Below are 22,421 nucleotides of genomic sequence, written 5' to 3'. Positions count from 1 at the left end.
GGCCGCCGAGACCAGCAGCGTCAGCACCACCGTCAGCACCCAGACCAGCGGCATATTCCCACTGAAGGGCGCGATGCCGAACGCCGGGAACACCATCGACAGCACCGCCAGGTGCCACAGGAACACGGAATACGACCAGCGGCCGATGGTCAGGCCCACCGGCCCCGCGAGGACGCGGTGCGCGGCCCGGTCCCCCTCCCGCTCCGCCTTGTCCCCCAGAATCAGCGGCGCCAGCAGGACGAATCCCAGGATCGCGCCGAACAGCGTCTTGAGCAGGTACTGCCATGGCGCCGGCTGCACCAGGCCAGGCGGGCCGGACAGGTTGGTGCAGGAGAGTGCGTAGACGGCGATCGCGACCAGCAGCAGCACAAGCCGGCGCTGCGCCAACGCGTGCCAGCGGCCCGCCGTGCCCACGGTCAGCTCGGCGAGGATCATCCCGGCCGCGAACCACGAGACGTAACCGGGCAGCCAGTTGTCCGTGTTGACTCCGTACGACACCGGCAGGTCGACGAACCCCCAGCCCAGGCTCAGCGCGCTTGCCGCCAGCAGCAATGGGATCCGAAACCGGGCACGATCGCCCGTGAGCCGGCACATCGCCAACGCGATCAGCGGCAGCACCAAGTAGAAGGCGATCTCCACCGACAGGCTCCACATGTGGGTGAGGCCGCCGGTCAGGCTCAACGGCACGAAGACCTGCGTCAAGGTCAGGTTCGCCAGCCACCCCTTCCAACTGACTCCCGCCGCCTCTGGCAGCAACCACAACACCGCCAGCACGACCACCAGATAGGCGGGCAGGATGCGGACCACACGTGAGCGGTAGTAGCGGCCGGCCGGTGGGCTCGGCCGCAATCCGCGCGCCGCCCGCGCGTGCCCGCGCCACAGCAGGAACCCTGACAGCGCGAAGAACACCGCCACCGCGAGGTCCAGGCGGCCGAATGCCCGGCTCAGCACCGCGCCGCCCGCGTGTCCCGTCTGGAACGCCACGTGCGTGGTGAGCACGCCAAATGCCGCGAGCGCCCGCATCCCCTCCAGCGACGGGATGAATCCACGCAGGCGAACGGGCGCCAATGTGCCAATCTGATCGGATTCGGCGGCTGGAACTAGACGATCGTCAGGGGTTGAGGTCATCGTTGACCATTATGTAGCAGTACACGCCGCACTGGAGCACAGAGATCTACTGGTCGACTGTGTAGTGTCACCTGCAAACACCGCGAACAATGGGAATTGCGCATCGCGTACGCAGATGGCAGACGCGGGAAAACTTGAGGAGAGTCGTCGATGGCGCAGGGCAAAGGTGGAACCGGCAAGATAGTCGGCGCAATCTTGGTGGGTGTGGGAATGTTCCTCTTGGTGGTCGCAATCCTTCTGCCGACTTACAGCAAGGGCAAGGCGATGAAGACTCCGGTGGACCTTGAGGTCACCACCGTCGCCGTCGGCACAGCCAGCATTCTTGACTCCGCCTCGCTGCTCGCCGGCACTCCCCGCATTGACACGAACGTCCCCATCGAGGCCGTCCGGCACGTCGTCACCGCAGATCCGACCAACCAGACCATCATCACGGTCCAGGCCGGCCAGCGCCTCCTGCGCCTGGACAAGCCCGAACCCGCCGAGGGCGCCAAGGTGGACCCGCGGCTCCTGACCGGCAGTATCGACCGGGTCACCCTCGACCGGATCTCCTCCGAGCCCGTCGCCGACCATCCCGGCTCGCTGGCCACCGAGCCGAATATGACCGGCTCGGGAGACACCGAGTTCGTCGAACTGCCGCGTGAGGGCCTGCAGTACAAGTTCCCGTTCAACGTGGATAAGGACACGCAGTACCAGTATTTCGACCTCACCGCTCGCACCACCCTGCCGATCGACTACGTCGGCGACGAGGAGATCTCGGGCCTGAAGGTGTACCACTACACCCAGGAAGTCGGCCCCATCGACCTGTCCGTCGTAGCGCCGTCCGCGAGTAACAAGCTGACGGTGCCCGCGGCGGCCCTGGGCATCCAGGCCGAGGCGCCCGCACCCGCGCCAGAGGCTCCCGCTGAGGGCGCGGCCGCTGACGGCGCTCCCGCCGCCGAGGCTGCAGAGCCCGAGGTCGAGGTTCGACGCTTCTACACCAACACCCGCGACCTGTACGTCGACCCCCTCACCGGCGTCATCGTCAAGGGCGTCGAGCAGATCGACCAGTACTTCGCGCAGACGGCCGATGCCCCCGAGCGCATCATCGCGCTGTCAGTGAGCCCCGAGACCGGCCTAGGCTTCGACCAGGAGACCATCGACTACCAGGTCAAGCAGGCCAAGGACGGCGCGGACAAGATCGATCTGCTGACCAAGACGCTGCCGCTGATCATGGGCATCGTCGGACTCCTGATGATCCTGGGCGGGCTGTTCGTGGGCCTGCGCGGCGGTCGCGGCGCAGGTGCCAGGGCCGCTGACGGAGGCAACTCCCATTCGGCTGACACCCAGGTGATCCCGAGACAATAACTCAGTCCGCAACAGCGGGGCGTGGTGGTTCTTCGGAATCGCCGCGCCCCGCTTCGCGTTTATCCACCCGCATATCTTATTGTGAGATGAATCACTATTTGCTACTGTGGCACCTGAAAGTTTTCCGCACCCTGCTCCAACCGTCAACGCTGGGATCACCTCACGAACGCCAATAACAGGGCGGTTGTTTCCTATGTTCGGTCTTATCGCCCGCAAGGTGATAGCGAATCCATGGAAGACGATCGCAGTCTGGGCAATTGGCGTGGTGCTCATCATTTTCTTCTCTCCCAACCTGGCCGACTACACCACCGGCAATCAGCAGAGCTTCCTGCCCACGAGCTTCGAGTCGGTAAGAGCGCAGTCCGCGGGCGCCGAATTCTTCCCGGCCCAGTAGGGCGCGGCGGGGTCCCTGATCGTCACCCGCGCCGACGGCGCACCGCTCTCCCCCGCCGACCAGGACGAGGCCGGCACCCTGGTGGGTGCCCTGCAGAACGACGGCATCGATGGGGTCCTCGCCGTGTAGGCCACCCCGCAATCGCTGTCCGCCGACGGCAAGGTCATGGCAATCCAGGTCGCGTTCGACGGCCAACCCGGCGACGAGAAGGTCAACGCCGCGGTGCCCGCGGTACGCGCCGCCGCCGCGGCCAGTCTGCAGGGCACCGACCTGACCAGCGAGCTCACCGGCAACGCGGCCATTCAGGTGGACACCACCTCAGCCTTCGACCACGCCGACAGCATCATCACCATCGCGACCGTGATCCTCATCGTGGTACTCCTCGGCCTTATCTTCCGCAGCCCCCTCATCTCGATAATCCCGATCATCGTGATCGGTATCGTGCTCCAGGTCGTCACCGGTATCACCGCGGCGCTCGCGGACGGCTTCGATTTCGAAGTGAGCACCTCGCTGCAATCGATCCTGGTCGTCGTGCTGTTCGGCATCGGCACCGACTACATCGTGTTCCTGCTGTTCCGCTATCGCGAGTCCGTCCGCGGCGGCCGGTCGCACGACGAGTCGCTGGTCTTTGCCGCCACCGTGGTCGGCAAGGTGGTCGGCTCGTCGGCACTGACGGTGATCGGAGCCTTTGCCGCGCTGCTCCTCGCCCGCCTGGGGTCGTTGAGCACGCTCGCCCCGGGCCTCATCGTCGCCGTCGCGGTCATGCTGATCACGACCCTCACCCTGATCCCCGCGGTGTTCGCGCTCCTCGGCAAGCACCTGTTCTGGCCGCTCGGCGCGGGGCAGAACAGCGCGCGCAGCCCGTTCGCGGCGATCGGCGAGTACACCGCGCGGCGGCCCGCCCTCGTCGCTGGCGGAGTGGCGGTCGTGCTGATCATCCTCACTGTCTTCTCCACCGGGTTCAAGCCCACCTACAACACGCTGGCGGAGTTGCCGTCGGACACCCCCGCACAGCAGGCGTTCAACACGATGAGCGTCTCCTTCCCACCCGGCACGCTCAGCCCCACACAGGTGTATGTCGTCGGCACCGCCCCGCTCGACCCGGCCTCGCTGGCCCCGCTGTCCGCGGCGTTGGCGGCCGTGCCCGGGGTCGCGTCGGTGACACCGCCCAAGCCGAGCCAGGACGGCACCGCGGCGCTGATCAACGTGATCCTCGAAGCCGACCCGTTCGCCAACGAGGCCATCGACCTGGTCGAGGGGCCGGTGCGGGCGGCTGCCCACGGCGCGGTGCCCGGCGCGGACGTCTACGTCGGCGGCCAGACGTCGACGTTCGTGGACGTGCGCGCACAGCTGCACTCGGACACCCGGCTCGTGTTCCCCGTGGCCGCGGTCATCATCTTCCTGATCCTCGGGCTGCTGCTGACGTCGCTGCTCGCGCCGCTCAACCTCGTCGTCTGCGTCGGGCTGACCTTCGCCGCCACCCTCGGCGCCGTCGTGTTGGTCTTCCTCGACGGGGTCGGCTATTCGGGCGTCGACTTCACGATCCCGATCGTGCTCTACCTGTTCGTCGTCGCCATCGGCACCGACTACAACATCCTGATCGCGGCGCGCTTGCACGAGGAGTTCCGCAACGGGCACCGGCCTAGAGAGGCCGTGCGGATCGCGATCGCGAACGACGCACCCACCGTCGCCGCGGCCGGCGTGATCCTGGCATTCACGTTCGCCTCGCTGATGCTCACCGGGATCGCCAACCTCGTCGAGCTGGGCTTCGGCGTCGCCGTCGGCATCGCCATCGCCGCCTTCGGGATGGCTCCGCTGCTGGTGCCCGCCCTCTCCGCGCTGCAGGGCCGCGCGTTCTGGTGGCCGACGAAGGTCTCGCCGCGCGCCCCGGCTAGCGCGCAGGCTCCGCCGCCACCGACCGCAGCACCAGCGCAGCCATAGCCGCAGTCGTCACGGCCACGCAGATGGTCGCGCCGACCAGCATCGCGAGCATCGAGCCCGTGAGAGACAGCACCACGGCCTCGATGCCCAGGCCCACCCACGCAACGGCGGCCAACGCCGTGCGCTCGCGGGCAATCGCCCCGATCAGCGCCCCCTGCAACAGCGCGAGCACCGCGCCCTCGAGCGCGAACAGCCACAGCAGGCCGGTGATGGGACGGTAGTCCTCGCCGACCAGCATCGGGAGCAACGGGCCCGCGAGTGCCGCCCCGATAACCACGACGGCGCCGACCCCCAGCAGCACCGCGAGCGTCGTGCGGACCGCCTTCAGCGACTGCTCGGGCCTCGACATGCGCGGATACAGCACGACGCCGACGGCTTGCGGAAGCCAGAACGCGGCCTTCGTCGCCACCGCGCCCATCGCGTAGAGCCCGGCATCGGTCTCGGTGAGCACGGCCCGGGCGATCAGCAGGTCGATCGAGCTCAGCGCGATCAGCACCAACTGCACCTGCGAGGCGCGGAGCACTGCGGCGACATCCGAGGAGCCAGACGCCCCCGCGGATAGCGCGCCTGCTGCCACGCGCCGCGAGCCCACGAACCGGGCCGCCAGCACCACGACGGCGGTGCCCGCCGCGCCCGCCGCCAGCGCCCCGGCCGCGCCGGAGCCCAGTGCCAGCGCCGCCACCGCGGGCAGCACCTTGCCCAGCCCTGCGGCGGCGAGGATAGCGCCGAGCGCCCCGAAGCGCTCGCGCCCCTGCAACAGCCCCTGCTCCCCCGCGAGCAACACCAGCAGCGGCGCCGCGACTAGGGCGGACGCGGCGGCGGTCAGCGAGGTCGTGAACAGCCAGGACAACAGCGGGGTCAACGCCGCCGCGAGCACCGCGACCACCGCCGCCGCGCGGTATGTCAGCGCGCGGGCATCCGACTCGCCGCCGCCTCGCGCGGTGGAACGAGCGATCACCGTCTGCAGGGCCAGCGCCGGCACCGCGAGGACCAGCTGCGCCGTGAGCAGGCTCGCGAACTCGCCATAGCCCTCCGGCAGCAGCATCCGCCCGGCGAGCAAGTGCAGCAGGTAGGACAGGACGTTGGCGGTCATCGCGCCGACCGTCACCAGGGCCAGCCCCGAGGTGACGAACCGCCGGCCGGACACCGCGGTAGCGGGCGGCGAGGTCGGCTCCGGGATCATCCCGCAATGATCGCAGGTGCGTCCCCCCGTAAGGTTTGCGCATGCGCGTCCGCCGGATTCCCCAGCCCAGGCAATGGATCCCGGCGCTGTACTCATTGGTCCTGACGCTTGTGATCCTGGGACCGCTGCTGGGCCCGGGCTATCTGCTGCTGCGTGACGCGGTCTCCACCCCGCGCTCGTATCTCACCGACTCCGCCCTGGGCATCTCCGACGCCGCGCCCCGCGCCGTGCCGCAGGATGCCCTACTGGCCGTCGCCTCCTCCATCGTCGACGGCGGCATCCTCGTGAAAGCGATCCTGCTGCTGTCTCTGTGGGCTGCGGGATACGGCGCGGCCAAGATGGTGCGGACGGTCCTCCCCGCCGTCGGCTTGGGCGGCCAGCTAGTCGCCATCACCGTGGCTCTGTGGAATCCCTTTGTGGCAGAGCGACTTCTGCAGGGGCACTGGAGCCTGCTCACCGGCTACGCCGCACTGCCCTGGATCGTGTCCGCCGCCGTGTCGATGCGCCGGGGCGGGTCTGCCGGCGCGCTCTTGGTCGCCCTGGCAAGCGCGGGCCTCACCCCCACGGGCGCGGTGCTGGCGGGCCTGCTCGCAGTCATCTTGGCCGCGCTGCCAGGCGGGCGCCGCCGCGCCCGACGGCTACTCATCGTCGTGGCCGCCCTCGCCGCCGTCGCCGCCCCCTGGCTCGTGGCGGCGGTGCTCGGCGGCGGCGCGGGCTCCGACCCGGCCGGGGTAGCCGCGTTCGCCGCGCGGGCGGAGCCGGGCCTGGGCACCCTTGGCTCTCTGGCCGGGCTCGGCGGCATCTGGAACTCCCTCGCCGTGCCCGGCTCGCGGACCACCCTGTTCGCGCTGGCCTCGACCGCGCTGCTGCTGGCACTGGTCGCCGCTGGGCTGCGGGGGCTATGGCGGCGACGCCGCAATCCCGTGATCGCGGCGCTCGTCGTCATCGCCGTGCTCGCCATCGTCCTGCCGGCGCTGGCCGCGACTGGTCCGGGGCTGGCGCTCTGCCGCGCGATTGTGGCGGCGGTGCCCGGGTCCGGCCTGGGCCGCGACGCGCAGAAATGGGTGGCCCTCGCGATGCCCGGCTATGTGCTGGCGGCGGCGCTGGCCGCGGACCGGCTGCGGGCGCGCCGGCCCAAGTCCGCCACGCCCAAGTCCGCCAAGTCCAGCGCCGTCGCCCTCTGCGCGCTGCTCATCCTCGCGCTGCCGGACCTCGCATGGGGAGTCGGCGGCGCACTGCGGCCGGCGCACTACCCGGTGGGCTGGGCACAGGTCGCACAGCTCGCGGCGCCGGGAGACGGGGATGTCGCGGTGCTGCCGGCGGGCAGCTTCCGGATGTTCGACGGCGGACCGGTCGTGCTCGATCCCGCCGCGCGCTGGCTGCAGGCCGACGTTCTCGACCCCGGCGCGCTGATAGTCGGCGGAGTGCGGGTGGCCGGCGAGGGCTCACGGGCGCAATCGGTGTTGCTCTCCGGCGCAGAACCCGCCAAGCTCGCCGAGTTGGGGGTCCGCTGGGTCCTGGTGGAGCACGGCACGCCCGGCGATCTCGGCGCGAGCGCGACAACCCTGGCCAAGCTGGAGCCGTTCTACGCCGACGCCGATCTCAGCCTGTACCGCGTCCCGGGTTCTGTCGAGTGGGCGCCTGCCAGCCAGGCGGCGCGGGCGACCGCGATCGCCGCCCACCTGCTGTGGCTGGCGGTCCTAGCCTGCGGACTGGGCTGCGGTGTCGTGCGTGATCTCGCGAAACGCCGCAGTCGCCGAGGACTCATCCGGGACGAGCTCTAGCAGGTCGTCGGTCACCACACCGCTGACGTGGGCGCCACGGGCCATCGAGGTCAGCACCGAGCGGACGGCCATCGCGGAGCGGACCCAGGAGAACTGGCCCACCCTGGCCCGCGCCTGCTCGCCGAGCTCCAGCCGCCACGCCTCGTCCTCGAGCAGCCGCCCGACCGCGTCGACCAGCTCTGCCGGCGTGTCCACCAGCACCCCGGTGGCACCGTCGACCACCGAGTCCGTCAGGCCCCGGGAGCTGCGGTAGCCGACCGTCGGCACGCCGTGTTGCGCCGCCTCGATGACCACCAGCCCCCAGCCCTCCTTGCGGGAGGGCATCACGTGCACCCACGCGCGGGCCAGCAGCTCGTTCTTGCGCTCCTCGGAGACGTGCCCATGGAAGGTGACGGCGTCGACGATGTCCAGAGCCGCCGCCTTGTCCCGCAGCTCCTGCGCCCACCAGCCGTCCCCGATCACGTCCAGGTGGAGTTCCGGCAGACCCGGGCGCAGCCGCGCGACCGTCTCCAGTGCATCCTCAATCTGCTTGTGCGGCACCAGCCTTGAGAGCACGCATAGGCTGGGGTGCGTCGAGCGGGTGAGCTCGCTGCCGGCCGCGACGCCGTCGGGGATCGGGTCCAACCCGGCGCGGGCGATGGCGATCCGGGCACCCTCCACGCCGAGACCCTCGAGCTCCTGCGCGGACGGCAGCGACACCGTCAGGTACTGGCTCGACCGGTGCAGCCGCGGGGAGATCCGGGACTCGATGAACCAGCCGACGCGCCCCATCAGCCGGCCTGCCACCGGCCACTGCTCACGGTGGCAGTGGTGCACCAGAAGCGCGACGGGCGCCTTCGTGAACGTCCTCGCGAAGAACGGGATGCCATTCTGGGTGTCGATGACCGCGTCGGGCCGCACGCCGCGTAGCGGGCCGAACCCACGCCGGCCCGCCCACATCGCGGCCCACGCACGGGGGTAGACGGTGAGGCGGCCGCCGCCGCGGCTGATGTCGATGCCGTTCACGTGCTCACGCTTGGGGGCACCCGGATAGCCCGCGGTCCGCAGCGTCACCCGCACGCCCTGCGCCGCGAGCACCGCGCCGATCTCCTCGAGATAGCGCTCGCTGCCGCCGCCCTGGGGGTGGCCGGTGTCCCGCCAGCACAGCAGCAGCACCTCTCGCACAGCGCTCACATGGTTCCGATCGTCAGTAGGTCCTGGCCCGAGATGAGTTTAGCCGCTGCCGACGAGGGAGTTCGATGACCATCACAGGCTGCCCACTAGAGTCGGCCCGGTGAACATAGGAGCGAGGAACATAGGAGCGGGGAAGTCACGATCTGCGACGCGCCATCTGGCCGCCCGCGCCACGCTGCGTCGGGCCGTCGGGCTGCTGGGCGACTTCCGCTATGAGCAGACCGACCCGGACCGCTTCTACGGCGCGCTGGCCAAGGACTCCGTCGAGCTGCTGCGGGACCTGTACCTCGGCGCCACCGGCGAGGGCCTCGACGGGCGCGTGATCCTCGACGTGGGCGGCGGGCCCGGCTACTTCGCCGACGGCTTCCGGCAGGTCGGCGCGCGTTATATCCCCGTGGAGCCGGACCCCTCCGAGATGCACGCCCGCGATATCGATCTGACCGGCGTCGCGGTCCGCGGCTCCGGGATGGCGCTGCCGATCCGCTCGGACTCCGTGGACATCTGCTTCTCCTCCAATGTGGCCGAGCACGTGCCCGAGCCGTGGACGATGGCCGCCGAGATGCTGCGAGTGACCAAGCCCGGCGGGCTGATGGTGCTCTCCTACACCCTGTGGTGGGGCCCGTTCGGCGGGCACGAGACCGGCCCCTGGCACTACCTGGGCGGTGAGCGCGCGGCCCGCCGCTACGCCCGAACACAGGGCCATGAGCCCAAGAACCGCTTCGGCACCTCCCTGTTCGCCGTGCACTGTGGGGAGGGCCTGCGCTGGGCTCGTGGCGCGGCGGGGGCGGACCTGCTCGCCGCCTTCCCCCGCTACCACCCCCGCTGGGCGTGGTGGCTGGTGCGAGTCCCCGGGCTCCGGGAACTGCTGGTGAGCAATCTCGTGGTGGTCTTGCGCAAGCACTGACACAGGTTCACCTACCGCCGGCCGGGCCTCAACCAGCAACTATTGGTACCCGCCTAGCTAATTTCTGACACACGTTTTACTCTTGTGACAGAGATCTCCACCGGCGTGACCTCGCGGGTGGCGTCGAGACCAGGAGAACCGCATGACCAAATACGACACCCTCTTTATCGGCGGCAAATGGGTGGCCCCCAGTTCCGGCGAGTCCATCGAGGTCACCTCGCCCGCGACGCTGCAGGTCGTGGGCAGCGTCCCCGTCGCGGACAACGCCGATGTGGACCGCGCGATCGCCGCCGCGGTCGCCGTGAACGAGGACGGCACCTGGGCTCGCACGGCGCCCGTCGACCGCGCCGCGATCCTCACCCGCGCCGCCGAGATCATTGGCAACCGCAAGCAGGAGCTCATCGACATCACGTCCGCCGAGATGGGCGCGACGCCCGCCGGCATCGACATGATGCAGATCACGCCGTCGCTGGCCACCCTCGCCGCATACGCCGCGCTGGCGGAGACCTTCCACTGGGAGGAGAAGCGCACCGGCATGTTCGGCGAGAGCCGCGTCATCCGCGAGCCCGTCGGCGTCGTCGCCGCCGTCACCGCCTGGAATGTCCCGATCTTCCTGGCCATCAACAAGCTTGCGCCCGCGATCATGGCCGGCTGCACCATCGTGCTCAAGCCCGCGCCCGACGCGCCCCTGTCGACGAACCTGATCGCCGACATCTTCGCCGAGGCCGGCCTGCCCGAGGGCGTGTTGTCCGTGGTCCACGGCGGCGCCGCCACCGGCGAGCACCTCGTCTCGCACCCCGACGTCGACAAGGTCACGTTCACCGGCTCCACCGCGGTCGGCAAGCACATCGGCAAGATCGCCGCCGAGCAGCTCAAGCGCTGCTCCCTCGAACTCGGCGGCAAGTCCGCCGCGATTATCCTCGAGGACGCCGACATCGCCGCCTCCGCGCCGATGCTCGCGATGTCCGGCCTGATGAACTCCGGCCAGGCCTGCGTGGCGCAGACCCGCATCCTCGCCCCGCGCTCACGCTACGACGAGGTCGTCGAGGCACTCGTCAACGTCACGTCGATGATGTTCAACGTCGGCGACCCCGCCGACCCCGCGAGCCAGCTCGGCCCCGTGATCAACGAGAGCCAGCGCGACAAGATCGAGGGCTACATCGCGAAGGGCAAGGCCGAGGGCGCGCGCGTCGTGCTCGGCGGCGAGCGCCCGACGCACCTGGGCGATGGCTACTACGTCACCCCCACGATCTTCGCCGACGTCGACAACACCATGACCATCGCGCGCGAGGAGATCTTCGGCCCCGTCCTGTCCGTGCTCCCGTACGACACCGAGGAGGAGGCCATCGCGATCGCGAATGACTCCGACTACGGGCTCGCCGGCACCGTGTGGACCACCGACATCGACCACGGCCTCGAGGTGGCACGCAAGATCCGCACCGGCACCTACGGCATCAACTGGTACGCCTTCGACCCGGGCAGCCCCTTCGGCGGCTACAAGAACTCCGGCATCGGCCGCGAATGCGGCCCCGAGGGCATCGACGCGTTCTGCGAGATCAAGTCCGTGCTCATGCCTCCCGGCTACACCAGCTAACACCGCATCCCGACGACAGCGGCCCGCATCCCATCAGGGGTGCGGGCCGCTGTTCGTGGCGCCGAGGGACCTAGTTCAGGCCACCCACCATGTCCTCGAACATGCCCTGGACCATGCCCTGCAGCAGCGGGCTCTGGATGAGCTTGGGCAGCAGGCCGCCGAGCTCATCACCGGACTCGAGCACCACGCTGCCAAAGGCCAGCGCCGGAGAGATGCTGCCGATGCCGCTGGGCACGATCAGCGGCTGCAGCGTGAAGCCGGCACCAGATGGGTCGGAGAGGGTATTCCCGCCAACGCAGAGGCCGGCAAGCAGGTACACGCCGTCGGCAACGTCCCAGTCCGTGGTGGAGCTGTTGGGCCCCTTCTTCAGGAAGTAATTGATCGCGAGGTTTCCGGTCCGCACATCCTTGGACGTGATGATCTTGAAGAGCTCGCCGTAATCGTCCGCCTCGAAGGCGAGCAGCGCCCGGATGGCGGCCTCCCCCTCGAGGAGCACCGGGCTGCAGGCAGTCGCGTCCAAATAGCCAGAGACGATATTCGGGTTCGTGACCTTGACCTGAACATTCTTGCCGCCGAAATCGCCCTGCTCGGCCGTCATCCCGGGGCCCTCATACGACGGGGCCGCCGCGGCCGTGGTCGGTGCGGCGAGCGCCAGCCCGCCCACCATGGCAATCGATGCCGCAATTCCCGTCGCCGCGCGCTTGATTCCGCTAAACCTCATCGATACGTCTCCATCCATGATTTCGACACGCCCCGACGCGTCTCCCTATTTGCGAGCAAAGCGCTCCGATAAGCGTCATCCTGACGTAACTTCAGCCCCATTGGCCACATAGGCCCCAAATCGTTATGTCGACCGCGTGATAACAGTGTGGCCCGCAACCTGTCCGGTTGCGGGCCACACTGGGAGATCGACGAGAAGTGGCTAGCTCAGTCCACCGACCAAGCCGCCAGCGCCGAGCAGCAGCGGGAGGACGCTGGTGAGCGCATCGCCGGACTCGAGCAGCAGGCTGCCGAAGGCCAGGCCCGGAGCGATGCTGCCGAAGCCGCTGGGGACAATGACGGGCGCGATAGCGACCCCGGAATCACCCAACAGAGTCCCCGTGCCTCCACAGATGCCCACGAGCACGTAGACGCCGTCGTCCACCTGGAATGCCGTGCTCTTGCTGTTGTCGTTACCGTCTACAAGGTTGTTGATCGCGGGGAGGCCCAGGAACGCGTTATTCGCGGTGACCACGTCAATCACACCGAGAATGTCGCCGCTGTCCACCGCCACCAGCGCCTTGAGCGCGGCCTCGCCGCTCAGGAGCGTGGGGGTGCAGATCGGCGCTGGGTCGAGGATCCCCCAGTCGTTCGGGTTCGTGATCGTGACCTGGACGTTCTTGCCACCGAAGTCGCCCTGTTCGACCGTGAGCACCGGCTTCTCATAGCCCGGGGCCGCAGACGCCGTCGCCGGCGCGGTCAGCGCCAGCCCGCCGACCATTGCCGCCGACGCCGCCAGGCTGATAGCAATGCGCTTTACTCCGCGAAGCTTCATTTTATCTCCGTTTTCTAGGTTGCCGACACCTGAGGGCACCACACCGTTTCCGGTGCGGTGCCACAATGCCCGTCATCCTGTCCTAGCGGCCGTTCTTTCCGCAAGCTATCCCGGAAAACTCAACCATTTCGGAAAGTTCTCACTCACAAGTGCTTGCGGTTTCCTAGTGCTGGTAAACGGCCGGACGACGCTCGACGAACGCCGCGACACCCTCCCGCCCGTCCGGGCTGCCGGCGCTGATACCGATGCTCGTGGCCTCCGCGTCGAGCTGCTCGCGCAGGCTGCGGTTCTCCCCGTCGCGCACGAGTGCCTTGAGTCGGGCGTAGGAGCTGGCGGGGCCGGCCGCGAGCTGCCCGGCGAGCTGCGCGGCGGTCTCGTGGACCTCTGCGTCGTCGACGACGCGGCTCACAACGCCGCACGCGAGCGCCTCGTCAGCGGTGAGCATCCCACCCGTCATCAGCAGATCCATGAAGCGAGTCCGGCCGATGGCGCGGGGCAGCGTCCAGGACATGCCGCCGTCGGGCGTCAGTCCGATCGCCAGGTACGCCGGGCGCAGCTTCGCGGAGCGCCCGCATACGACCACGTCGCCGATGCCGGCCAGGCTCAGGCCCGCGCCGCCGACACCGCCGTGCAGGCCCACGACCACAGGCACGTCGAGCTCGGCCAGCGCGTTGACGGCCACGTGCAGCTGGCCCGCCAGTGCGGAGATGAACACGTCGGGCTCCGCCGCCGCCCCGAACTCGCCCAAGTCGCCACCCACGCAGAAGTGCTTGCCTGCGCCGACGATGAGCACCGCGCCCACGGACTCGTCAACCTGTGCAACGGCTGCCGTCAGTGCCTCGGCCAGGGGCATGTCGATCGCATTGCCATTGGCTGGACGGTTGAGGGTGATCGTCAGCACCCGGCCTTCGCGGGCGGTGAGGACGGCGGGCTCGGACATGTTCTACCCCTTTGGGACGGCGGTCGGATTGCCGTCAGCATCCCACAGCGACGCGGCGCGGGAATAACCGTCCATGCCATACGTTGTGACTCATTGAAAGTAGTTGCGGACTCAACTAGATTGGGCGCACAGAGAATCAACCGGAGGACGCCATGCCCGCTATCACCGTCGACAACCCGTTGACCCTGCCCCGCCTCGACCCCGTCGACCCCACAACGAGCCGGGGGCGCCCAGTCTTGGCCGTCACCACCGCGCCGTCCGGCCACGAGGGCGAGGGCTTCCCGGTGCGCCGCGCGTTCGCGGGCATTGACCTGAAGCACCTGGACCCGTTCATCCACATGGACCAGATGGGCGAGGTCGACTACGCGCCCGGCGAGCCCAGGGGCACCTCCTGGCACCCGCACCGCGGCTTCGAGACCGTCACCTACATCATCGACGGCATCTTCGAGCACAAGGACTCCAACGGCGGCGGCGGCACCATCAGCAACGGCGACACCCAGTGGATGACGGCCGGCGGCGGCATCCTGCACATCGAGCGTCCGCCCGAGCACCTCGTGGTCTCCGGCGGTCTGTTCCACGGCGTGCAGTTGTGGGTGAACCTGCCGCGCGCGGACAAGATGGCACACCCCCGCTACCAGGACATCGGCTCCAGCCACATCAAGCTAATCTCCAGCCCCGATGGCGGCGCGCTGATCCGCATCATCGCCGGCGAGGTCGACGGCCATCAGGGACCTGGCTCCACCTACACGCCAATCTCCCTGGTCCACGCGACCATCGCACCCGGGGCGACGGTCAAGCTGCCGTGGGACCCGAGCTTCAACGCGCTGGCCTTTGTGCTGGCGGGCGATGGCACCGTGGGCGCGGAGCGCAGGCCCGTCACCACCGGCCAGATGACCGTCTTCGGCAAGGGCGACTACCTGGAGATCTCGGCCGCCGACACGCAGGACTCGCGCACCGAGTCTCTGGAGATGTTCATCCTGGGCGGGCAACCGATCCGCGAACCTGTCGCGATGCACGGCCCGTTCGTGATGAACACCCGCGAGGAGCTCGTCACCGCGTTCGAGGACTTCCAGGCCGGCCGGCTCGGCTCGATCCCGGCCAACTACGAGTCGATGTGAGGACAGCCTGAGTGCCCTTGCGCCCGCTTCGTGGCCGTACGCATCATGCAGTGTGCGCACGGCCACGGAGCGGGCGCAAGGCTTGAAGAAAGTCGACCTGACAGCAGTTCGCCCCCGCTTCTTACCCTGGTCCCCGTTGCAACGGGGGCGAGCGCAAGAAACGGGGGCGAACTGGCGTGCAGCGGTAAAGATCTAGCCGAGGCGGGTCTTCAGGGCCTCGAACTCCTCGCGGATGCCAGCCGGCAGCTTGTCGCCGATGAACTCGAACCACTCCTCGATGAGGGGCAGCTCGGCCTTCCACTCGTCGACGCTGACGGCCAGGGACTCGTTGACGTCGTCGGCGTTCACGTCGAGGCCCTCGAGGTCCATCTGCGCGCTGGTCGGCACGTAGCCGATGGGCGTCTTGACAGCGTCGGCCTTGCCCTCGATGCGCTCGACGACCCACTTCAACACGCGGGAGTTCTCGCCGAACCCGGGCCACAGGAAGCGGCCGTCCTCGCCACGGCGGAACCAGTTGACGTAGAAGATCTTCGGCAGCTTGCTCGCGTCAGCCTTCTCGCCCAGCGTGATCCAGTGGTTGAGGTAATCGCCCACGTTGTAGCCGATGAACGGCAGCATCGCCATCGGGTCGCGGCGGACGTTGCCGACCGTGCCCTCGGCGGCGGCGGTCTGCTCCGAGGAGAGCGTCGCGCCCATGAACGTGCCGTGCTGCCAGTCAAACGACTCGGTGACCAGCGGGACGGTCGTCTTGCGGCGGCCGCCGAACAGGATCGCGGAGATCGGGACACCCTGGGGGTCGTCCCACTCGGGCGCGAGGATCGGGCACTGCGACATCGGAGTGCAGTAGCGCGAGTTCGGGTGGGCGGCCTTGACGCCGGACTCGGGGGTCCAGTCGTTGCCGTGCCAGTCGATCAGGTGCGCCGGCGCGTCGGTGCCGATGCCCTCCCACCACACGTCGCCGTCGTCGGTGAGCCCAACATTGGTGTAGATGGTGTTGCCGCCCTCGACCGTCTTCATGGCGTTCGGGTTCGAATCGTGGCTGGTGCCAGGTGCGACGCCGAAGAAGCCGGCCTCGGGGTTGACGGCATAGAGCTGGCCGTCCGCACCGAAGCGCATCCACGCGATGTCATCGCCCAGGGTCTCCGCGCGCCAGCCGGGGATGGTCGGCTGGATCATCGCGAGGTTGGTCTTGCCACACGCGGACGGGAATGCCGCCGCGACGTAGTAGGCCTTCTCCTCCGGCGAGATCAGCTTCAGGATGAGCATGTGCTCGGCCAGCCAGCCCTCGTCGTGGGCCATGGCCGACGCGATGCGCAGCGAGTAGCACTTCTTGCCCAGCAGCGCGTTGCCGCCGTAGCCGGACCCGAAGGACCAGATCTCACGGGTCTCGGGGAAGTGGGTGATGTACTTGGTCTCGTTGCACGGCCACGAGACGTCCGCCTGGCCCTCTGCGAGGGGCGCGCCCACGGAGTGCAGGCCCTTGACGTACGCGCCGTCGGCACCGATCTTGTCCAGCGCGGCCTGGCCCATGCGGGTCATGATGCGCATCGACACGACGACGTACGCCGAGTCGGTGATCTCAATGCCCAGCTTGGGGTCCTCGGCGCCGAGCGGGCCCATGCAGAACGGCACGACATACATCGTGCGGCCCTTCATGCAGCCGGCGTAGAGACCGCGCATCAGTGTGCGCATTTCCTCGGGTGCCATCCAGTTGTTGGTGGGGCCGGCGTCGACCTCGTCCTCGGAGCAGATGAAGGTCTTCGACTCGACGCGCGCCACATCGGCGGGGTCGGAGGAAGCGAGGAAGCTGTTGGGCTTCTTCTCCTCGTTCAGCTTGACGAACGTGCCGGCCTCGACCAGCTCTGCCGTCAGGCGGTCCCACTCCTCGTCAGAGCCGTCGGCGAACACGACGCGCTCCGGTTGGGTGAGCTCGGCAACCTCGGCGACCCACGCGAGGAGCTCAGCGTGCTTGGTGGGCGGGTTGTCGTCCGTGCCGTTCAAACCTGGAATCGTCGCTGCGGTCATCAGCCTCTCCTGCAGTGTGGGTGCTGCTCACGCGCCAACAGGCACGAGTCCGCGGTCACAAAATGACCGACAAAACCGCGCTTGATGGCAGGTGAGCGCCGGAAGTCCTGCACCGAGGTTAACGCCGTTTGCAAAAATTCACGAAAGCGGGTCCCCCGTTACCAGTCAGTACGCGATATAACCTGGCGTTTTAGCTGCCTGAATGGTCCCAAATGTTGAGTAGCGTGGCCAAGATCTCCTCCGCCACGCCCAATCCGCCGAGGTGGCTCTCGCCTTCCAGCACGCGCATCGTGGCGTGTGGGAGCAATGCCACGCAGTGCTTGCCATGGCTCAGCGGCACGATGTGGTCCGCATCGCCGTGCCACCAGGTGACCGATGGCCGCACCTCGCCCAGCCGGAAGTCCCACTCCTTGGAGAACAGCATGATGTCCGAGAACGGGGCCGAGAACTGCTTGCGACTGCCGTTGAGCAAGTCGTCGAGGAACATCGCCTTGAACTCCGGGCGCGCGAGCAAATTCCGGTCCCCGGCGGGCGAGAGGAGGCCGTACATGTCGATGATCGGCGAAGCGAACGGCTTGACCATCCGCACCGTGGCCGTGAGCCCGATGCCGATGGGCACCCGGCCAGCCGAGACCAGGGGCGCGAATCGCGCGCCGAGGCCGGCGAGGCCGCCTGCGATGGCATCGGGTCCGCGGGTGGGAGCGACGCCGCCGAGGACACCGGCCGCCTTCACACGGTCGGGCATGTGGTCCGCGGCCGCGAGGGTGTACGGCCCGCCGCCGGAGAGTCCGACGACGGCCATCTCGCCAATGCCCAGGCAGTCCGCCACGATCTCCAGGTCGCTCGTGAACTCACGAAAGGAGCCGTACACGTGGGGAGTCGACGAGCCGATGCCCGGCCGGTCCAGCCCCACGATGCGGATCCCCTCACGGAGCGCGAACTCGCGCGCCTCGTTGGGGATCTGCCGCCGGGCGCCGGGTGTGCCGTGCAGCCAGAAGACCGCCCGCCCGGTCGGCGCTCCGAACTCCGAGAAACTCAGCCGCCGGTCCCGGCGCAGCCCCACCGCGATGGTCCCCTCCACCCGCGCGCTGTGGATGTCACTGAAACTCCCACTTTTACTACCCATACCTCCATGATGGCCCGTCTCCCCGTCCCAGGCGGTACGCGCCCCCCGGTGATTGCGCCGGGGATCGAGCCGACGAGGCGGCTAGGAGCCGTCGACGCGCCGCCAGTGCCATTGGCCGTCCTCGTCGCGCTCATCGCGCCACGACATCGGTTCGCCGGTTTCCTTGAACTCCGTCTGGAAGTCGGTGAGCCCGTCCCCGTCGAGGTCGTAGACCAGGGTCAGATCGTCGCCGTCCTGGACGATCATCGTCTCGAAGATGCCGTCGCCATCGGTGTCGATCGCGGTCAACGAGTCGAAGGCGATGGGCGTGAACTGCACCTGATCGCCATCGGGTGCCTCCGGGTGGCCCTCCCCGCCACCCTCTATCCCGCCGAAGCCCACGAACTCATCAGACGTCCACATTTTTGCTGTCCTCCCTCGTCATCGAGCAGTCCGCGGTCATCGACCACCGCACGTGCGGGGCGAGCGCTGCCCGCAGTCGCTCCGCCTGAGCCACTCTGGTGTGCACTGCCGCCGCCTTGCCCTCGCGCTCGCGGCCCAGGCGGGAAAGCCTCGTCTCCAGCTCGGCGAGCCGACGGTCTGTCTCCTGCACGACGCGCGCGTGCTCCTCGCCCAGCATCCCAACGGCCGCCGCCTCCGCGTCGAGGGCCCGCTGGGCGAGTGTCCGCTCCCAGCGGGCCTTGAACTCCGCTATCGCCTCCCCGGCCCAGTGCCGCATCCGTTGGCGGTCGCCGGCATTCGCGCGTGCCCGGACGATCCACCAGGCGAGCGCCGCGCCCACCACCAACATGATGGGCACGGCGAGCACTTCCGGGAGGCCCACGACTTGCAGGGGCGTCGTCAACAATCGCCCCAGGCCCAGGCCCCCCGAGGCGCCCATCACGATCATCAAGCGATCCTCGAAGGCGAGGGCGCCGCCCCGTGGCTCCTCGATCCCTGGCCCGGGGCTGTCCGTGCTGCCGACCGGCAGCGCGGGGGCGAGGGCGCGCAGCCGCGCGGAGATGTTCCGGTCCAGGTCGGTCCCAAGCCCGGACAGGGCGTCGTGCAGCCGGTGAGGGAAGCCGCGCAGGTCCTCCTTGGTCGCCGCGTCGAGCTCCAGCCGCACCGTGCTCGAGACGTGCCGGCACTGGCTCGCGAGGTCGTGGCCAAGATCCACCCGGGCCAGCCCGAAGGCGGCCCGCAGCCCCGCCAACTGCGCCGGGAGGCCGCCAGCTCCCCCGCCCTGGGCCTGTGCCCCGTGCCGAGATCGCAACATCACAGCCCGCTCCGCCCGCAGGCGGTCGAATTGCGGATCCCGCTGCAGGGCCGAGAGCCGCCTGCGCTGCCGAGCAGCCTCGAAGTCGATCGTCGACGCGGCCACCTCCGCCAGGCGGTCCCGGCCCCGCATCCGCTCCGACGCCGCGGCAACGGCCGCCGCCAGGACATGGCTCTGGCCCTGGCCCTGTTCTAGGTCCAGGGGCACCATCGGCGCGAACTCCAACCCCGGCGTGAACGCCGCGAGGAGGGCACGATTGCGTTCCTGGATCGCCCGGCTCACCTGGTCGGCCGCGCCGCCACCGGCTAGCGCAAACACCACCCCGGCGGGCGGCGCCGGCACCTCGCAGAGCATCGCCAGCTCGTCGGAGCCGAGCGGCACCTCGCCGTCGAGCACCACGACCGTCACCGCGCCGTCGCAGGGCAAGTCCGGCACCTCGGCCACGCCGGACGCGTAGAGCACCCGCGGCCCGGGACCGCCCGCGCGGGCCAGGCGTCGGGCCCCGGGGCCCTCACCGAGCCAGGCCCGGACGCCGTCGAGCAGTTGCGCGTCGACCCCGCTCATCCGACTTCGCCTTCGCCGCGGCCAGCACCCAGTTGACCAGCGCCCAGTTGGACCGCGCGGGCCACGTGCCGCCGATGCCAGTTGCGGGCCCGCTCGGCGTCCGCCGGCTGCGGGGCGGTGTTGGCCAGCACCCGCCAACGGGCCGCCGCAGCCAACGCGCCCTCGACGGTGTCGGTGGTGTCGGCCCAGTTCTTGGCGCCGGTCATCCGTAGGCGCAGCGCGTCGGGCCCGGCCAGCAGCCGCTCGAGACGATCCCGCTCGGTGCCCTCCAGTGCCCACCGGTCCAGCTGGGCCAGCTCTCGGTCCGCCCGCCCCGCCAGGATCTCGGCGATCCCCGCCGACAGGCAGTCCACCAACTCGTCCAGGCCGAGCCATCCCCGATTCCGGTCCAGCCCCACGGGCAGCAGCGGCAGCTCCGTGCACCTTTCCGCGACTGCCCAGCACTCTGGGGTCGTGTCGGCCCGGGCCAGCACGCCCAGCACCGGGATCCCGCGGCCGCGGTGCATGCGGATAGCGGCGCGGTCGGAGTCCTGCGGCGATCGCAGGATCATGTGCACCACGATGTCGATCGGAACGTCCCGGCCATACGCGTCGGGAGCGCGCACACGATCGTTGGCAGTGGGATCGTTGGAGGGCGGCAACTCGCCGACAGTCAGGGGCCCCAGTCCCGCCAGCCGTCCCGCGAGCGCATCGACCAATGTGGATCGGCCCACGCCCGCACGGCCGCCAATCGCCACACAAACCGGCTGGACCTGCGCTAACTGCGACGTCATCTGCCCCACCACCCCAGCGCCTCCCCGGCAATCCCCCATCGAGGGGCCGTCACGCCATCCCCCCGGACACCACGTGACCCACCTCACGTCCGATCAGAATAGCGTGTCCCGCACAGAACCGCGATAGCCGGGCAACCCCCTAAATATGGCCCCGCCTCTCCCGGCCAAGAGAGATACGGAAGCATGTACGTGTGGACAATGCCCAAACGACGCCTCAAAATCAGCCGGAAGACGCCCCCAACGCCACGGAATCGCGTGGGGTGGAACCGGACGCGGTGGAGCGGGACAAATACGGTCGCTCCCGCCTGCATCCCCGCGTCACCAGCTTTCGCACCCGCAGCGGCACCCTGACCCCGGCGCAGCTGCAAACGTGGGAGGAGACGTGGGGGACGATCGGCCGCGACGTCTCCGACCAATTGATCGACGCCGAGGAGTGGTTTGGCCGCGTCGCGCCGCTGATCCTGGAGATCGGCGCCGGCACGGGCACCTCCACCGCCGCGATGGCGCCCCTGGAACCCGAATTCAACGTCATGTCCGTCGAGGTCTACAAGCCCGGACTGGCCCAGCTGCTGCACGCCATCAAGCGCGGGGGCATCACCAACCTGCGGTTGCTCCGCGGCGACGGTGTCGATGTGATGGAGAACATGATTGCCCCCGAGTCACTGACCGGCGTGCGGGTTTTCTTCCCGGACCCGTGGCCGAAGAAGCGCCACAATAAGCGCAGGTTGCTGCAACCTGCGACGTTCTCGCTGATCGCGTCGCGGCTGAAGACCGGCGGCGTCCTACACGTTGCCACCGACCACGCCGATTATGCCGAAGCGATCGCAGAAGCGAGCCTCGCGGAGCCCGCACTGCGTAGGCTCGACGGAGTTGCCCCGATCAGCCTCGACCGCCCTGTCACAAAGTTCGAGGGCAAGGCTCAACGCGCCGGGAGCCCCGTCACAGAGATGATCTGGAGAAAAACCGACTCATGAGCCAGGACCACCAAGACGCAGCGCCCGGCAAGCACGTCTTGCTGGTGTGGGACGCGCCCAACCTCGACATGGGGCTCGGCGCGATCCTCGGCGGACGCCCGACGGCCGCGCACCGGCCCCGGTTCGACGCCCTGGGACGCTGGCTCCTCAACTTCACCGCCGAGCTCACGGCCCTTGAGGCCCCAGGGCAACGCGAGCTGCTCGAGCCCGAGGCGACGGTGTTCACGAACATCGCGCACGGCAGCGCGGACGTGGTCCGGCCGTGGGTAGAGGCCCTGCGCAACGTGGGCTTCGCGGTGTTCGCGAAGCCGAAGATCGACGATGACAGCGATGTCGACTCCGACATGCTCGACCACATCGCGCTGCGCCACCAGGGGCCCGGCCTCGCGGGCCTGGTGGTCGCGTCAGCCGACGGGCAAGCTTTCCGCGAGCCCCTGGAGCTGATCGCCGCCGCCGGCATCCCGGTGCAGGTCATCGGCTTCCGCGAGCACGCCAGCTGGGCGGTGAGCTCGTCCCTGCTGAGCTTCGTCGACCTCGAGGACATCCCCGGGGTCTTCCGCGAGCCGCTGCCGCGCGTCAGCCTGGACTCCCTGCCCGACGAGGGTGCTTGGCTGCAGCCGTTCCGCCCGCTCTCCGCCCTGCTCAACAGCCGCTAGATAGGAGCACC

The 22,421-nt window shown here is 69.1% G+C and carries 19 protein-coding genes and 1 pseudogene; 9 read left to right on the top strand and 11 right to left on the bottom strand.

What is annotated here, in order from left to right; all coding sequences use genetic code 11:
- Positions 1-9: 9 nt before the first annotated feature.
- Positions 10-1,128: pseudogene (locus tag TBIF_RS25025) on the bottom strand (acyltransferase family protein); the annotation flags it as partial.
- A gap of 150 nt (positions 1,129-1,278) precedes the next feature.
- Here TBIF_RS25025 and pgfA point away from each other — a divergent pair.
- The 3 genes from pgfA (at position 1,279) to TBIF_RS23765 (ending at position 4,807) form a co-directional block, all read left to right on the top strand.
- Positions 1,279-2,472 carry a cell envelope lipid trafficking protein PgfA gene (gene pgfA, locus TBIF_RS15525; protein WP_024795691.1) on the top strand — a complete coding sequence of 398 codons (1,194 nt, stop codon included), beginning with the start codon at positions 1,279-1,281 and terminating at the stop codon, positions 2,470-2,472.
- Positions 2,473-2,665: 193 nt separating this feature from the next.
- Positions 2,666-2,866: a hypothetical protein gene (locus tag TBIF_RS26310; protein ID WP_235174784.1), complete on the top strand. Its 201-nt coding sequence runs from the start codon at positions 2,666-2,668 to the stop codon at positions 2,864-2,866.
- Between the two features lie 144 nt (positions 2,867-3,010).
- Positions 3,011-4,807, top strand: a complete 1,797-nt coding sequence (locus TBIF_RS23765) for an MMPL family transporter (RefSeq protein ID WP_268746918.1) — start codon at positions 3,011-3,013, stop codon at positions 4,805-4,807.
- Here the strand turns inward: TBIF_RS23765 and TBIF_RS15515 are convergent.
- A complete protein-coding gene (locus TBIF_RS15515; protein ID WP_024795690.1) occupies positions 4,758-5,990 on the bottom strand; it encodes a polysaccharide biosynthesis protein in 1,233 nt (410 codons plus the stop codon). The two genes, TBIF_RS23765 and TBIF_RS15515, sit on opposite strands and share 50 nt — an antisense overlap.
- A gap of 41 nt (positions 5,991-6,031) precedes the next feature.
- Between TBIF_RS15515 and TBIF_RS15510 the strand changes: the two genes are divergently transcribed.
- Positions 6,032-7,774, top strand: coding sequence for an MmpA family trehalose lipid delivery protein (locus tag TBIF_RS15510; RefSeq protein ID WP_024795689.1), 1,743 nt, complete (start codon positions 6,032-6,034; stop codon positions 7,772-7,774).
- Here TBIF_RS15510 and TBIF_RS15505 read toward each other — a convergent pair.
- A complete protein-coding gene (locus TBIF_RS15505; protein WP_024795688.1) occupies positions 7,691-8,938 on the bottom strand; it encodes a glycosyltransferase family 4 protein in 1,248 nt (415 codons plus the stop codon). The two genes, TBIF_RS15510 and TBIF_RS15505, sit on opposite strands and share 84 nt — an antisense overlap.
- A 109-nt stretch (positions 8,939-9,047) precedes the next feature.
- On the opposite strand from TBIF_RS15505, the gene TBIF_RS15500 reads away from it, so the two are divergent.
- A complete protein-coding gene (locus tag TBIF_RS15500) occupies positions 9,048-9,851 on the top strand; it encodes a class I SAM-dependent methyltransferase (RefSeq protein ID WP_024795687.1) in 804 nt (267 codons plus the stop codon).
- A 142-nt stretch (positions 9,852-9,993) separates the two neighbouring features.
- Positions 9,994-11,445 (top strand): aldehyde dehydrogenase, encoded by a 1,452-nt coding sequence (locus tag TBIF_RS15495; protein ID WP_024795686.1) that lies wholly within the window; start codon positions 9,994-9,996, stop codon positions 11,443-11,445.
- Positions 11,446-11,515: 70 nt separating this feature from the next.
- Here the strand turns inward: TBIF_RS15495 and TBIF_RS15490 are convergent, their stop codons facing one another.
- From TBIF_RS15490 to TBIF_RS15480, 3 genes are all read right to left on the bottom strand, one after another.
- On the bottom strand, positions 11,516-12,166 hold the full coding sequence (locus TBIF_RS15490; protein WP_024795685.1) for a hypothetical protein: 651 nt from the start codon (positions 12,164-12,166) through the stop codon (positions 11,516-11,518).
- Between the two features lie 201 nt (positions 12,167-12,367).
- Positions 12,368-12,979: a hypothetical protein gene (locus TBIF_RS15485; RefSeq protein ID WP_024795684.1), complete on the bottom strand. Its 612-nt coding sequence runs from the start codon at positions 12,977-12,979 to the stop codon at positions 12,368-12,370.
- A 163-nt stretch (positions 12,980-13,142) separates the two neighbouring features.
- On the bottom strand, positions 13,143-13,919 hold the full coding sequence (locus tag TBIF_RS15480; RefSeq protein ID WP_024795683.1) for an enoyl-CoA hydratase/isomerase family protein: 777 nt from the start codon (positions 13,917-13,919) through the stop codon (positions 13,143-13,145).
- A 152-nt stretch (positions 13,920-14,071) separates the two neighbouring features.
- On the opposite strand from TBIF_RS15480, the gene TBIF_RS15475 reads away from it, so the two are divergent.
- Positions 14,072-15,037: a pirin family protein gene (locus tag TBIF_RS15475; protein ID WP_024795682.1), complete on the top strand. Its 966-nt coding sequence runs from the start codon at positions 14,072-14,074 to the stop codon at positions 15,035-15,037.
- A gap of 192 nt (positions 15,038-15,229) precedes the next feature.
- Here the strand turns inward: TBIF_RS15475 and TBIF_RS15470 are convergent, their stop codons facing one another.
- The 5 genes from TBIF_RS15470 to TBIF_RS15450 all read right to left on the bottom strand — a co-directional run bounded on the left by TBIF_RS15470 (position 15,230) and on the right by TBIF_RS15450 (position 20,780).
- A complete protein-coding gene (locus tag TBIF_RS15470; RefSeq protein WP_024795681.1) occupies positions 15,230-17,062 on the bottom strand; it encodes a phosphoenolpyruvate carboxykinase (GTP) in 1,833 nt (610 codons plus the stop codon).
- A gap of 190 nt (positions 17,063-17,252) precedes the next feature.
- Positions 17,253-18,188 (bottom strand): alpha/beta fold hydrolase, encoded by a 936-nt coding sequence (locus TBIF_RS15465; RefSeq protein ID WP_024795680.1) that lies wholly within the window; start codon positions 18,186-18,188, stop codon positions 17,253-17,255.
- Between the two features lie 81 nt (positions 18,189-18,269).
- Entirely contained in the window at positions 18,270-18,590 is a 321-nt protein-coding gene (locus tag TBIF_RS23760; protein ID WP_024795679.1) for a DUF6802 family protein, read from the bottom strand.
- Complete coding sequence (locus tag TBIF_RS15455; protein WP_024795678.1) at positions 18,577-20,007, bottom strand: amino acid adenylation domain-containing protein; 1,431 nt, start codon at positions 20,005-20,007, stop codon at positions 18,577-18,579. Before TBIF_RS15455 ends, TBIF_RS23760 begins: the two co-directional genes overlap by 14 nt.
- Positions 20,004-20,780 (bottom strand): hypothetical protein, encoded by a 777-nt coding sequence (locus tag TBIF_RS15450; RefSeq protein WP_148302293.1) that lies wholly within the window; start codon positions 20,778-20,780, stop codon positions 20,004-20,006. Before TBIF_RS15450 ends, TBIF_RS15455 begins: the two co-directional genes overlap by 4 nt.
- Positions 20,781-20,971: 191 nt before the next feature.
- Here TBIF_RS15450 and trmB point away from each other — a divergent pair, with 191 nt between their 5' ends.
- Both trmB and TBIF_RS15440 read left to right on the top strand, forming a co-directional pair.
- A complete protein-coding gene (gene trmB, locus TBIF_RS15445; RefSeq protein ID WP_372435121.1) occupies positions 20,972-21,754 on the top strand; it encodes a tRNA (guanosine(46)-N7)-methyltransferase TrmB in 783 nt (260 codons plus the stop codon).
- Positions 21,751-22,410, top strand: coding sequence for an NYN domain-containing protein (locus TBIF_RS15440; protein WP_024795675.1), 660 nt, complete (start codon positions 21,751-21,753; stop codon positions 22,408-22,410). The genes trmB and TBIF_RS15440 overlap by 4 nt, the downstream gene beginning before the upstream one ends.
- The last annotated feature ends 11 nt before the right edge of the window (positions 22,411-22,421 follow it).

The sequence above is a fragment of the Tomitella biformata AHU 1821 genome (assembly GCF_000524475.1).
Taxonomy (GTDB): Bacteria; Actinomycetota; Actinomycetes; order Mycobacteriales; family Mycobacteriaceae; genus Tomitella; species Tomitella biformata.
Note: the sequence above shows the minus strand (reverse complement) of the source record. Positions and strands in the feature narration are given on the sequence as shown.